This window comes from Oxynema mangrovii CENA135, from assembly GCF_016632315.1.
In the GTDB taxonomy this organism is placed as follows: Bacteria; Cyanobacteriota; Cyanobacteriia; order Cyanobacteriales; family Laspinemataceae; genus Oxynema; species Oxynema aestuarii.
The window spans coordinates 709,955-722,938 of sequence record NZ_JAEOXH010000001.1 but is presented as its reverse complement, the minus strand read 5'-3'; the positions used below and the strand labels follow the sequence as shown (position 1 = coordinate 722,938).

Below are 12,984 nucleotides of genomic sequence, written 5' to 3'. Positions count from 1 at the left end.
GGAGGACTATCCCTCATGGCATTAGATTATTTTGCCCCTGGCGTATACGTCGAAGAAGTCGATCGCGGCAGTCGCCCCATCGAAGGGGTGAGCATGAGCGTCGCCGGATTTGTCGGCTTCACCGAAGACGTGCGCGGGGACGCCGAACTGTTCAAACCGATGATGGTGACCAACTGGAACCAGTACCTCGAACTGTTTGGCAAACCCGGGTCCGACGGCTTCACCGATTTCGACGCCTACCTCCCCTTCGCCGTCAACGGCTGGTTCCTCAACGGCGGCGGTCGCTGCTGGGTCACCAGCATCGGCACCCAACTCCCCGGATCGGAAGCGCCTCCCCCGGAAGAAACCGGGCTGAAAATTTTCACCTCCGGTAACCGTCCCTCCTTGCGCTTCAACCTCAAACTCCCCGAAGCCGAAGGAGAAGCCCCCGCCTTACCCTCCGGAGACGGACGCATCCAAATCGCCATCCTCGAAAGCGAACCCAAACCCCTCCCCGACGACGCCCCCGAAGATGCCGAACCGCCGTTAAATAACGGGGAATTCTTCAGCGTCGCAGTCACTCAAGGCGATCGCGAACTCGAACGCTACGACCACCTGACCATGAATCCGGAACCGGAAACCGAGGTCGCCGATTACGTCGTTACCGCCTTGCAAGAGTCCGAATACGTCGAGATCGCCGACCTCTCCCAAGCCGGACAACCCCTCTCGCGCCGTCCCACCAACGGACTCTACGAAGTCGTTCCCCCGCCTTACATCGCCCAACCCGATCGCTTCCCCCGGGACCTCCAAGGACAACGGGACGATCGCACCGGAATGCAAGGCATTTTCGAGATCGACGAAGTCTCCACGATCGCCTGTCCCGACCTCATGCGCGCCTATCAAGCCGGATTGCTCGATATCGACCAAATCCACGGCGTCATGGAAATGATGGTCAGCATGTGCGAAAACGCCGCCCCCAGTCCGCCCTATCGCATGGTCGTTCTCGATCCCCCTCCGGTCAAACCCGGAAAAGGCATGGATCCCGTACTTCCCGAGCAGCAAAAACCCCAAGACGTCGCCCAGTGGCTGAGCGCCTTCAACCGCCGCTCGATGTTTGCCGCCCTTTACTATCCCTGGATTAAAGTCGCCAACCCCCGCAATGCAGGCAGACCGATTAGCGTACCCCCTTGCGGCCACATGATGGGCATCTGGTGCCGCACCGACGAGTCTCGCGGCGTCTTCAAAGCTCCCGCCAACGAAACCCCGCGCGGCGTCATCGGATTGGCATACGACACCAACATGCGCGAGCAAGAACTGCTCAACCCCCTCGGGATTAACTGCATCCGCAACTTCGCCACCTACAACCGAGGCTATAAAGTCTGGGGCGCGCGGACTTTGGTCGAACCGGACAATATCCAATGGCGCTATATCAGCGTCCGCCGCTTGATCAGCTATATCGAGCGATCGATCGAAATGGGAACCCAGTGGGTCGTGTTCGAGCCCAACGATATGGACTTGTGGGAACGGGTCAAACGCACCGTCAGCAACTTCTTAGAAGGATTGTGGCGTGCGGGTGCCTTGTTCGGCGGTTCCCCGGCGGAAGCGTTTTACGTCAAATGCGACGCCGACCTCAATACTCACGAAACGATGATGAAAGGGCGCCTCTATATCGAAGTGGGCGTCTGTCCGGTGCGTCCGGCGGAATTCGTGATTTTCCGCGTCAGCCAGTGGGCGCCGAATCAATAGGCGATCGCCCGGCGCCCGTCCCCACGGCTCGGGATCGATTCCCCTCCCCCTTTCCCCCCGGATTGGAGGTGGGGAAGCGTCATCCAAAACGGACGCCTTTCCCCGCTTTCAACAAGAGTAAATTACTTCGATCTGTGCCCTGAAAAGGAGCAAAATCATGGCCGACCTCAAACCGATTCCAACTAGTCGATTTTACGTAGAATTTGACGGCTTGACCGACAAACTGGTCAAAAGCATTACCGAAGTCACCTTTACCGGACAAACCGCCGGACACGAAAAACCCCTCGCTTCCACTAAAGGCGGTAAAACTTTATGGCAAAGTACCTCATCCGGATTTGAAGAAAACCCGAACTTCACCATCGAGATTTACCTGATTCAAGATGACATGGACTTCTACAATTGGATGCTCGATGTCATGCCAAAAAGTGAAGGGGGAAATGGCAAATGGGCTGACAGTCGTAAAAATGGCTCGATTGTCGGTTACGACAGTGGCGATAATGAAATTTTGCGCTGGAATATTACCAATGCATGGCCGAAGTCTTATAAAGTCTCGGATTGTGCGGCGGATAGCAAAGATTTAGCGGTCGAAACCCTGGAATTTGTTTGCGAACAAATTAACCGCGTGAAGTAATTACAAAAGTAACGCTAAGGATCTTGAATCCAACGATCTTGAATTTAAGGGTTTTTTACTCAACTGAATCGCTTTAAGAGTTTGAAGGAGCAATGTTATGGTCAGTCCTATCGGTGAACTTTTGGCCTGTTCTAAGTTTTATTTTGAATTAGAAGGCTTGGAAGATCTCGTCTGCAAAAAAGTGAGCGGTCTTGATATTACATTACAAACGGCTGGGGATACTAAGCCTTATGGGGTGACTAAAAATGCGAAAAGTGTCATGCAAGCCACGGTAACCGGGGTGGAAAACAAGAAAATTACAGTAGAATACGTTTCCACTGTGGAAGATATTCGGCTATTACAGTGGTACAGCGATTCCCACTCCGAACCGATCGCCGGAGGGGGAACCACCAGCAAAGGAGAAGTGAAAAGTGGCTCCTTAGTATTTTACAACCAAGGAGGAGATGAAGCCGTTCGCTACAATTTTAAAGGCTGTATGCCTGCGAGTTATAAGTCTACAAAGATGGAGGCGGGTTCGACGGATTTAGCGACGGAAACTGTCGAGATCGTTTACGAAAATTGCCTGCGCGTCAAATAAAACAATAAATATTTTATTGACCCATTATTTAACGGTCTGGGGGTCATTCCGGCGATCGCGCAACCGGGGATGACTCGTTTTCTCCTGCGGTGCGATCGCCCGATGGTTGCGAAAATTTTTGCTACATTAGAAGCAGGGGCGATCGCCCGTCCTGACTCGGGTTTGGCCAAGTTAGAATATCAATTAAAACATAAAGAATAGAATAACAACAAGATAAAAAACAATAAAAACTAGAAAATAAAATTATCAGAAATAAGGGAGAAAGGGATCGTGGCCGCACCAAAATTTGAAGTTTTAACCGCCAATCGCTTTTTTCTAGAACTCAAACTCAAAAATTCCAAAGAGCCCATCGACGGGTACTTTATGGAATGTCAGGGATTCAAACGCTCTCAAGAACTTATAGAAATCTGCGAAGTCACGCCCGAAAAATGGGGACAACATAATAGCAGCGTCGGACGAGTCGTCCGGACTAAAATCCCCGGTAATATGAAAAGCGAAAATATTACCTTGCGCCGAGGCATGACCATTTCCACGACCTTATGGAATTGGTTTAAAACTGTAGAAGAAGGCGGATGGGCTACGGAGCGCAAAGATGGGGATTTAGTCATTTACGATCAAGGAGCCAATGAAAAAGCCCGATTTCGGTTTGAGGGCGCATGGCCGACCAGTTATAAAATAAGTGATGTCAAAGCAGACAGCAGCGAGTTTGAAATTGAAGAACTCGAATTAGCCGTCGATCGCTTTATTAGAATTAAGTAATAACGGATGTTTCAAACCGAGTTTGAATTTACCTTGCCGAAGGGATATCTCGATGCCGATGGCAACGTGCACCGCAAAGGGGTGATGCGCCTGTCCCGTGCGATGGATGAAATTATCCCGATGCGCGACCCTCGGGTAAAAGCCAACCCGGCGTATGCGACGGTGATTATTCTGTCGCGAGTGATCGTCCAATTAGGCGCGTTGGACGAAGTGACGCCGATGACCATCGAGAATTTATTTGCTTGCGATCTGAGTTATTTGCAAAAGTTTTATCGGCAAATTAACGAACTCGAAATAGAAGTGGAAAAGCCAGCCGAACAACCCGCCCCCTCCACGGTAGAGGCGATCGATCTGCCCTGAGATCGCCAGTCCGCAGATGTGGACACGGGGACGGGAGTAGAACGCCGTTTGAAATCGAAACCCTAAAATCCAGAGGAGATCGAAGATGGAAATACTTGCTTTATTCCATTCTTACAACGCTTACGAAGCGGTGGGAGGGAGTCTCGAAGAAGGGGCGATCGCGATGCGTCCCCTCCGGATGGCGACCCTGACGATGGCTGTGGGGCTGTCTGTAGCGACTTTAGCGCCCCAAGCGAGTCTGGCGGTGGTCAGACGGGGCGATCGCGGTACCGCCGTTCGAGCCATCCAAGAAGCTCTAGTCGCCCAAGGTCACGATCCCGGCAAAATCGACGGCGTCTTTGGGGGCGCCACGCAATATGCCGTCGAGCAGTTCCAACGGCGGAAAAACTTGCCCGTCGATGGTACGGTCGGTCCGCTTACCGGATATGCGCTGGATTTGATCGAACCGAAAGATCCGAATAATCCTTATTTAATCGGCAACCGTCCGCCTCAACCGAAATTGCCCGCAGCTCAAGCGGGTCGGATACGGGTAGAAACCGCCGGATCGCGATTGAAGGTGCGTTCCGGTCCGGGGTTTAATTATGGTGTCGTCGATCGCGTCTGGGACGGCGCCGAAGTCGCGACGAGCGGTCGCCGGGCCGACGGCTGGATCGAGTTAGCCGATGGCGGCTGGGTGGCGGCGAATTGGACGGTGGCGCTGACGGCGGGAGGCGGCGGCGGTGGGGGGAACGATCCCGACCCCTCTCCGGTCGCGGGTGAGGCGATGGTTTCGACGAATGGAAGTCCTCTCAACGTGCGCGCCACTCCCGGCGGTCCGGTTTTATTCATGGCGGCGAATGGTAGCCGACTGGTGTTGAGTGGAAAACGCCAAGGGGGTTGGGTGGAACTGCAAGGGGGTGGCTGGGTCTCCCAATCTTGGATTCGCGAAGGTTAGACGGCGCCGCCGGGAGAGTGCTTTAGTGGGCGTCGAGCAGGTCGAGGAGACGATCGCGGGTCATCCCGGGACGGATTTCGTGGCGGTAGAGCAAGGAAATCACCGCTTTGTCCAGGGGTGAATAGGCGGTGGTGTCGGTCCAGCCTTCAAAGAAGATACTGTCCCGGTAGCGACCCGAATCGCGCATGAGTCCGAGAGATTGGGTGAGTTCTTCGCGGATGAGGTGCGATCGCTCCTGCTGGGTAATTCCCGCACTGGCGATCAGAATGCGACCTCGATAAATCGTGTCTCGCTCCCACCAGGTCCAGAAAAAACCGTAGTTCCGGGGGATGTAGTTCGGTTCGTAGGTGTTAAATTCGGATTCGGGAACGAAATAAATTTCGATTTTGGCATGAGGATCGTCCGCGTCGAGATAGAGGTCGATCCCCTCGGTGAGGGCGTTTAATTCGGCGATCGCGCCGTTTAAGGTTTGCCAATCGGCGGCGGTCGGCGTTCCCACCACTCGGATCGAAATCGGTCCGGCCCATTTGCGGATTTTCGGCGTGGCGTTGCCGAATTCAGATCCTAAAGCAATTTCGAGAAAATAATCGATTTGTTCGCGATTGTAAGCTCTCGAAAGCGCCACGGGAGCGCGTTCTAAGGGGCGATCGGCGATCTCGGTAGGCGGTGCCGTCGTCGAGGACACCGACGCCGAACTGACGGAAGTTCCTGCGGGCAAAATCCCGAGTTTGGAGGAAGCGGAAACGGCCACACTCAAAGATAAGCCCGTGGCGGCGATCGCCACCAGACCAAAAGATTTAAAATTCATAGTCGAAGCGGGTAGCAGCTCTCGATCTCGCTGAATTCCGAGAGAACGAACCGTTTGACAGCAAAGATTTGAGCTATGATGTCTTGATTCAATCCGCTTACGGGCGATCGCGATCGTCGTCCGGATCGGTTGCCTTCGCGGCCTGTTTGCAGTCGATCCGTTCGCAAAGCGGCTCCCTTGGAGCATCGCCCCCGTGCGAACCGCAAATGTTCCCCAATATTTTTCCCAATTCGTCCGGAGACTCCCTCAATTCTTGGAAGAGTTAAGACATACTTGCAAAAAAATCGCCAAAAAAGGAAAATAACGCATTCCTTGTTCCGTTCGAGTTGTTGATGTTGTGTACTGGGGTACTCCTGCGGCGCGATCGCTACTGCGGTAGAGGGCGAAGTGGGGGAGTCCCAATGGTTTAGAAGGATTATGAAATCAGGTCTTTTTTCTACTGTACTGGTCCCCCTGACGATGGGTTTGGCGGGGGTGGCGGACGCCACGAGCGAGCGACCCGTGTCCTCTCCCGACAGCGACCGGACAACCGCAGCAGCACACCAGGGTGCAAACGGGCATAACCCCGCTCCCCCGGCACCTGCGGCGATCGCCTTCAACCCCACTCGAACCGAGGCAACACCCCCAGGGTTCGCTACTGACGCGCCTCAGCTCAATCCCCTACCCCTCGCCACCCTCTCGGTTCAATTACCGCCCCTGGCGGCAGCGAGTACCTACTTACCGGAAATTCCCGATATTTTCGACGGCTACACCTGGCCCGCCCGAGGTCTGCTCAGTTCCGGCTACGGGTGGCGCTGGGGGCGGATGCACCAAGGGATCGATATCGCCGCACCGATTGGAACGCCGATTGTCGCTGCCGGATCTGGCGTGGTGCAAACCTCGGAATGGAATAGCGGCGGTTACGGCAATTTGGTCGAAATTCTCCATCCCAACGGCAGCATCACCCGTTACGCTCACAACCACCGCAATTTAGTCCGGGCCGGACAAAAAGTAGAAGCCGGGGAGTTAATTGCAGAAATGGGCAGCACGGGCTTCAGTACCGGACCGCACTTACATTTTGAAATTCACCTGCCCGAAGAAGGTGCAGTCAATCCCCTAGCTCTACTTCCCGAAGCGGGATTGGCGGCGCGGCGCTAACAACGGCGGTCTAAGGGACGGGCGGATCGGTTCGAGGATAAGGCTCGAACCGTTCTGAAGTCTTCCTGGCGATCGAGCAAGGTTTGGCTATGATGTAGGGCGGTCCTTGGCGATCGCTTCCTTTCTCCTCAATATAGTTATAAACCCATGGCCCAATTTTCTCGTTCGCTGGCTCTCCTCGCCCTCGGGGGAACCCTGTTGCCATTCCTCGTCAGTTGCAGCTCGACTAAAGCCAGTCAATGTCAAGAGTTGATGACGGCGATCGCCCGAGGAAGTGAGGCAGTCAATGCTTTGGATGCGGATCGAGCGCAAGAAATGCCAACCTTAGCCGAGCAATTAGACGAGACGACCACTCGCCTCAAAAAATTGCCGTTAAACGATCCGCAGTTGCGAGAGTTCCGGGAACAGGCGATCGCCGTCAGCCAAGGCTTTAGCGAGATCTTTCACGAAACGGGAACAGCCCTCGAACTCGCCAACCAAGTTCGACCGACCCGCGAGGGATTGAAAACCCTCAACGACACCCAAACTCGCCTCAAGGGGGCGATCGATTCCCTCGAAAAAAATACAAAAACGGCTAATCGTTTAGTCGCCGAAGTCAATCGTTATTGTGGGGCGAATTTGCCCTAAACTTTCCCGGCGCCTCGGAAAGGGGTGCATCGCCAATCCCTCGCAAACGGCGTCAATTCCCTCCGGTCAATTGACAATTGCAATAATTTATTTTCTCAGAGAAATAAAAATCAAAAACTAATCCCTCGGGTTTAAAAATTTCAGGGGGTGAACTACCGCTATTGAATCAAAGATTACAATAGCGGCTTCCCTCTTCACTGGGGACTGCGCTAGATAGAACTGAAGTTCTACCACCTCGTCTTACATCCCCTCCAAGGGCAGTAGAGCGAGTTCCTAACTCTAATATCCGTAAGCCTTCATTTTTGAGATTGATGGCGGCATTGATATCCCTGTCATGATGGGTTTGGCAATGTTCGCAAGTCCAGCTTCTCGCATCAAGAGACAAGCTTTTGATTTGATTGAGACATACATGGCAGGTTTTAGAAGAAGGAAAAAATCGCTCGACTTCTAGATAAACTTTTCCTTCTGATTCAGCCTTGTACTTTAACATCGTACAAAACATTCCCCAACCGACATCACTAATCGCTTTGGCGAGTTTGCGATGGCGAACCATGCCTTTAACATTGAGATTCTCGACCACAATCACTTGGTTTTCGTTCACTATCTTACGGGATAGCTTGTGGAGAAAATCTTCACGACAGCGACTTATTTTGGCGTGAATCTTGGCAACTTTTACCCGCGATTTATTGCGGTTGTTGCTGCCTTTCCTTTTTCGAGCGTGTTTTTGCTGTTTTCTTTTGAGGTTTCGCGCGTGTTTATTAAAATGCTTGGGATTATTATATTTCGACCCCTCACTGGTAATCGCAAAATCGGTCAGCCCTAAATCAATGCCAATGGCTTTTCCTTCAGTTGAGAGAAGGGGAGGTTCTTTTTTACCCTCTACCAAAACTGAAGCATAATATTTACCATCTGGATTTTTGGAGAGGGTTACAGTTTTGATTTTTCCCTCAAAACTTCGATGCTGACGACAACGCACTAACCCAACTTTAGGCAGTTTGATGTAATTTCCCTCAACCTTAACATTTTGAGGATAACTGATAGATTGCCTTCCCTGCTTGGATTTGAATCGGGGTAATTTTGCCCGGTTCTCAAAGAAGTTTCGATAAGCGGTTGATAAGTTCAACGCCACGACTTGCAAGCATTGGGAATAGACATCTTCTTTAAGCCAAGGGTATTCCTTTTTGAGGGCAGGTAATAATCCCTGAAGATAACCCCTCGATCGACCTTTTCCGGTCGATCGATAAGTCTCTTGGCACAAATTTAACGCATAGTTCCAATACCAACGACAGCAACCAAAGCTCTTGGCTAAAGTCGCTTGTTGCTCGTGGGTTGGATAGATGCGGTATTTGTACGCCTTGAACATTATCGCCGATATAGCCAGACGATCGGATTATCACTGATTTGCCGAAGAGTCGCTTTCATCCCACGATTCACCTTCGGTAGAATCGGGGAATTCCCGCTCCCATTGTTAAAAATGAGCTATAAAACAAGCAGCCTGTTGCTCGTCGCCTCCGAACATTAGATCCGTCAAATGAGTTACTGTCTCAATCCCGGTTGTCCGAACCCGCAAGATCCCGACAATCTCCACCAGGTGAATTGCCTGCATTGCGGTAGTGAATTACTGCTCGGCGGTCGCTATCGAGTGGTCGGGGTTTTGGGCAGTAATTGGTTTAACAAAACGGTGGCAGTCGAAGCGGGGGGAGAGCGAAAAATTTTCAAACTGCTGCGGGTCAACGAGGCGATCGCCGTGGCGTTATTCGAGCAAGAGGCATCGGTTTTAAGTCAATTGAATCATCCCGGTTTGGCACAGGTCGAACCCCACTTGTTGAAATTGAGTCCGTCGTCGTCAGATCTGCCGAGTTACGCGATGGCGATCGACAAAATTGAAGGCGTTCCCTTACCGCAGTGGCGGGCGACGGGCGGCGATCGCGCGACCGATCCGATCGCCGTCCTCGACGGGTGCAAACAACTGATCGACATTCTCGGACAAGTCCACGACCGCCAATATTTTCATTTGAACCTCAATCCGAGTAACGTACTGGTGCGATCGCGCCCGGAGGACGGCACGGGTTCCGGGTTAGAACTGGCTCTCATCGGCTTTGGAGCGGCCCGGGAAGTGGTCGGCACTTATATTACTAAAATAGGGGGCGGTACGATTCCCCCGCGTGCCATTTCTGCTTACATTCCCCCGGAACAAGTCGAGCACAATGCTACGGTGCAATCGGATTTTTTTGCTGTGGGACGGACGGTGGTCTACTGGCTGACCGGACGGGATCCGTTGAGTTTCGAGCAGGACGAAAGCGGTCACCTCAACTGGCGCCAAGGGGCGAGAGATGTCCCCGAAGGGTTTGCCGATCTCGTCGATCGCCTGATGGCACCGGATCGCGCCGATCGCCCGGAAAGCCACCTCGAAATTCGAGCGGCGATCGCCGCTTTAGAGCGCCAATGGAAGCTGCCCCCGCTCGAAATTGCCCGATTTTACGGAGATTTGGTCGCCGAGGTGCCGTCGGTCGCCGATCCCACTCCGGCGGGAGTCACCCCCATCGACGCAACGACCTCTTCCGAGAGTCGGGAAAGAGTACCGCCGAATCCGGATGAGTTTTTTGGGAATATTCAGATCGCCCACATGGCGGAAGCGATCGCGCCGTTCGCCCAACCCGAAGGGGTATTTAAAGCCGAGGCGAACGCGCTGCCCCGGCGTCGGTCGGTCAGGAGACTGGGGTTGACCGCGTTCGTCCTGGCGGCGATCGCGGCGATCGGCGGGTTTGGAGCGTATCGGGGCTGGGCGGTCTACGGCAAGCGCGCTCAATGTCAGCAATTGTTGACCCTGGCGACTCGGGGGCGAGCGGCGATCGCGGAACCTTCCGGCAGCGAGGCGGCAGTCGCCGAGCAACTGGCGGCAGACCTCGACGGTCTCGCCGGAAAATTGCAAAGCTTGGAGTTCTCCGACGAACAGTTAGCGCCGCTTTCGCAACAGTTTCGCCAAAGTTATCTCACCTTGAGTCGGGCCTTCAAGCAAATCGCCGAGGCGATCGCGGCGATCGACAACGCCCCCCTCACCCAAAGCGGACTCCAAGGGATCCGGCAGGCGAAAGCAAAAGCCGAGCAAGCGGGAGAAATGGCCAAACAAGCGGCTCGGGATGCGGACAGCGCCGCTACCACCCTGGCGAGCATTTGTCCCCAGGGTGAATGAGGCAGCTCAATGGTGGATCTCGATATTGAGAATGTAGCGGCCTAACTGGAGGGTTTCCGACCACAGCTCGTATTCGAGGCGGACTCGTTCGGGGAAGGGAGTGCCGATCAGTTCCAAGTGGCGGGTGTAGTTGCGCAAGCGAATTTGACCCGGCCCGTCGATGGTTTCGGTTTGCAACCAGTAGCGGCTGATGCCGTACATCCCCCGTTCCCAGAGGTGGCGGTAACTGAAGCGACCGTTTCCCTGCATGGTCATGACGATGCGGTAGGGGGTGATTTCCAACCACAAGAGGCGCGATTGGGGAGTGGTGTTACGGGTGTCTTCTGTGGTTGGGGAGTCGGTCGGTTCGCTCTGGGCGATCGCGGGTTCGGTTAAGAGCAGGTGAAAGCGTTGTTGGTCTTTTTGATAGAGAGTCGCGGCTGTTTCGACCACGGACCAAATCGGCAAGTCCGTAGAGACGAGGGACAGACAAACGGGTTTGCGGCGATGGGTGAGCATGACTTTGCACGAAGAGACGGAGAAAAAAATTCAAAATTCTATTCACAATACCGAGCGGATCCGCGCCAAAAGACAATCCGGGGAGAGAGGTCGGCAATGCACGGTTGAAATGCCTCGGCTCGAAGCGTGGGGGTGGGCGACTCGCGGGTCAACCCTGGCGAACGACAAACCGTCGAGTCGGATCGGGCGGGTCGAGAACGGGGTAGGATCGCGCTAAACAACAATCCCATCTCAGTCTAGCCTAATGCCCACTGCGATCGTAACGGTAAACAATACGGAATCCGAACAACAATTGCAGGTCGAACCCCCGGCGGCGGGTTTGGCCTTACAAGGTCGCATTTGCGTTCCTGGAGATAAATCTATTTCCCATCGCGCGTTGATGTTGGGGGCGATCGCCTCCGGGGAAACCACGATTGAAGGGCTGTTACTCGGGGAAGATCCCCGGAGTACGGCTCGGTGTTTTCGCGCTTTAGGCGCCGAAATTTCCGAACTCGACGAGAAAACAGTTACAGTTCGAGGGGTCGGGATCGGTCGGTTGCAAGAACCTCTCGACGTTCTCGACGCGGGCAATTCCGGCACGACTTTACGGCTGATGTTGGGTCTGCTAGCCAGTCAGCCGGAGTGTTTTTTTGCGGTGACCGGGGATAAGTCCCTGCGATCGCGCCCGATGTCGCGGGTGGTCGAGCCGTTGATGCAAATGGGCGCTCAAATTTGGGGCCGTCGGGACGGATCCCTGGCTCCCTTGGCGGTTCGCGGTACCCGTTTGCGCGGGATCGAGTACCGATCGCCGATCGCCTCGGCACAAGTCAAGTCCTGTATCTTGCTTGCCGGATTGATGGCGCAAGGTCGGACGACGGTAGTCGAACCCGCTCTGTCGCGGGATCACAGCGAGCGGATGCTGGCGGCGTTCGGCGCCGACATCCAGGCGGATCCGGAGGCGAAACGGGTGAGTGTCGTCGGCGGGAGCGACTTGAAAGGGACCTCGGTGGTGGTGCCGGGGGATATCAGTTCGGCGGCGTTTTGGTTGGTGGCGGCGGCGATCGTGCCGGGTTCGGAATTGGTGGTAGAAAATGTCGGCGTCAACCCGACCCGCACCGGGGTTCTCGATGTCTTGGCGCTGATGAATGCCGATATCCACTGGGAAAATCAACGGACGATCGCCGGGGAACCCGTTGCCGATTTGCGGGTCCGTCATACTAAACTGAACTCGTGCGAGATTGCCGGGGACATCGTCCCGCGCGCGATCGACGAGATTCCGATTTTGGCCGTGGCGGCGGCGTTTGCTTCCGGAACTACGGTGATTCGGGATGCGCAGGAGTTGCGCGTTAAGGAGAGCGATCGCCTCGCGGTCATGGCCCAGATGCTCGCGAAAATGGGCGCTCGCGTCACCGAACGACCCGACGGCTTGGAAATTGTCGGCGGTTCGCCGTTGCAAGGGGCGGACGTGGACAGTCACGACGACCATCGCATCGCTATGAGTTTGGCGATCGCCGCCCTCAACGCGCGGGGTAAAACCACCATTCACCACGCCCAAGCGGCGGCGATTTCTTATCCGACGTTTGTTTCTACGTTGAAATCGGCCTGCGATCGGTCCTAATGGCAACCTCTCGCTAGCTTTGGTTTTGAATTTGGGGGCGGCGGTTTCGCCAGATTTCACCGCCCCTATCCCCCGGAGCGATCGGGTGCGTGTTCTATTCAAAGCTTCGCCGTGAAACCTTTTATTGATTGAGGTAAA

General features: G+C 54.4%; 15 protein-coding genes. 12 read left to right on the top strand and 3 right to left on the bottom strand.

What is annotated here, in order from left to right:
* Positions 1–15: 15 nt before the first annotated feature.
* The 7 genes from JJD41_RS02865 (at position 16) to JJD41_RS02840 (ending at position 4,986) form a co-directional block, all read left to right on the top strand.
* A complete protein-coding gene (locus tag JJD41_RS02865) occupies positions 16–1,725 on the top strand; it encodes a phage tail sheath family protein (RefSeq protein ID WP_200664628.1) in 1,710 nt (569 codons plus the stop codon).
* Between the two features lie 157 nt (positions 1,726–1,882).
* Entirely contained in the window at positions 1,883–2,356 is a 474-nt protein-coding gene (locus JJD41_RS02860) for a phage tail protein (RefSeq protein ID WP_200664627.1), read from the top strand.
* A gap of 97 nt (positions 2,357–2,453) precedes the next feature.
* A complete protein-coding gene (locus JJD41_RS02855; RefSeq protein WP_200664626.1) occupies positions 2,454–2,933 on the top strand; it encodes a phage tail protein in 480 nt (159 codons plus the stop codon).
* A gap of 69 nt (positions 2,934–3,002) precedes the next feature.
* Positions 3,003–3,134, top strand: coding sequence for a hypothetical protein (locus JJD41_RS25185; RefSeq protein ID WP_255547204.1), 132 nt, complete (start codon positions 3,003–3,005; stop codon positions 3,132–3,134).
* Between the two features lie 69 nt (positions 3,135–3,203).
* Complete coding sequence (locus JJD41_RS02850; RefSeq protein WP_200664625.1) at positions 3,204–3,692, top strand: phage tail protein; 489 nt, start codon at positions 3,204–3,206, stop codon at positions 3,690–3,692.
* A 6-nt stretch (positions 3,693–3,698) separates the two neighbouring features.
* Positions 3,699–4,052 (top strand): hypothetical protein, encoded by a 354-nt coding sequence (locus JJD41_RS02845; protein ID WP_234488479.1) that lies wholly within the window; start codon positions 3,699–3,701, stop codon positions 4,050–4,052.
* An 85-nt stretch (positions 4,053–4,137) separates the two neighbouring features.
* Positions 4,138–4,986, top strand: coding sequence for a peptidoglycan-binding protein (locus JJD41_RS02840; RefSeq protein WP_200664624.1), 849 nt, complete (start codon positions 4,138–4,140; stop codon positions 4,984–4,986).
* A gap of 22 nt (positions 4,987–5,008) precedes the next feature.
* Here the strand turns inward: JJD41_RS02840 and JJD41_RS02835 are convergent, their stop codons facing one another.
* Positions 5,009–5,794, bottom strand: coding sequence for a DUF2927 domain-containing protein (locus JJD41_RS02835; protein WP_200664623.1), 786 nt, complete (start codon positions 5,792–5,794; stop codon positions 5,009–5,011).
* 417 nt (positions 5,795–6,211) lie between these two features.
* On the opposite strand from JJD41_RS02835, the gene JJD41_RS02830 reads away from it, so the two are divergent.
* Entirely contained in the window at positions 6,212–6,931 is a 720-nt protein-coding gene (locus tag JJD41_RS02830; RefSeq protein ID WP_200664622.1) for a M23 family metallopeptidase, read from the top strand.
* A 147-nt stretch (positions 6,932–7,078) separates the two neighbouring features.
* On the top strand, positions 7,079–7,558 hold the full coding sequence (locus JJD41_RS02825) for a hypothetical protein (protein ID WP_200664621.1): 480 nt from the start codon (positions 7,079–7,081) through the stop codon (positions 7,556–7,558).
* 166 nt (positions 7,559–7,724) lie between these two features.
* On the opposite strand, the gene JJD41_RS02820 is transcribed toward JJD41_RS02825, so the two are convergent.
* Positions 7,725–8,921, bottom strand: a complete 1,197-nt coding sequence (locus tag JJD41_RS02820) for an RNA-guided endonuclease InsQ/TnpB family protein (RefSeq protein WP_200664620.1) — start codon at positions 8,919–8,921, stop codon at positions 7,725–7,727.
* 168 nt (positions 8,922–9,089) lie between these two features.
* On the opposite strand from JJD41_RS02820, the gene JJD41_RS02815 reads away from it, so the two are divergent.
* Positions 9,090–10,751 carry a serine/threonine protein kinase gene (locus JJD41_RS02815; protein ID WP_200664619.1) on the top strand — a complete coding sequence of 554 codons (1,662 nt, stop codon included), beginning with the start codon at positions 9,090–9,092 and terminating at the stop codon, positions 10,749–10,751.
* 6 nt (positions 10,752–10,757) lie between these two features.
* Here JJD41_RS02815 and JJD41_RS02810 read toward each other — a convergent pair whose 3' ends face one another.
* Entirely contained in the window at positions 10,758–11,249 is a 492-nt protein-coding gene (locus JJD41_RS02810) for a hypothetical protein (RefSeq protein ID WP_200664618.1), read from the bottom strand.
* Between JJD41_RS02810 and JJD41_RS02805 the strand changes: the two genes are divergently transcribed.
* Entirely contained in the window at positions 11,248–11,466 is a 219-nt protein-coding gene (locus tag JJD41_RS02805) for a hypothetical protein (protein WP_200664617.1), read from the top strand. The genes JJD41_RS02810 and JJD41_RS02805 overlap by 2 nt on opposite strands.
* 27 nt (positions 11,467–11,493) lie before the next feature.
* Complete coding sequence (gene aroA / locus JJD41_RS02800) at positions 11,494–12,846, top strand: 3-phosphoshikimate 1-carboxyvinyltransferase (RefSeq protein WP_200664616.1); 1,353 nt, start codon at positions 11,494–11,496, stop codon at positions 12,844–12,846.
* The last annotated feature ends 138 nt before the right edge of the window (positions 12,847–12,984 follow it).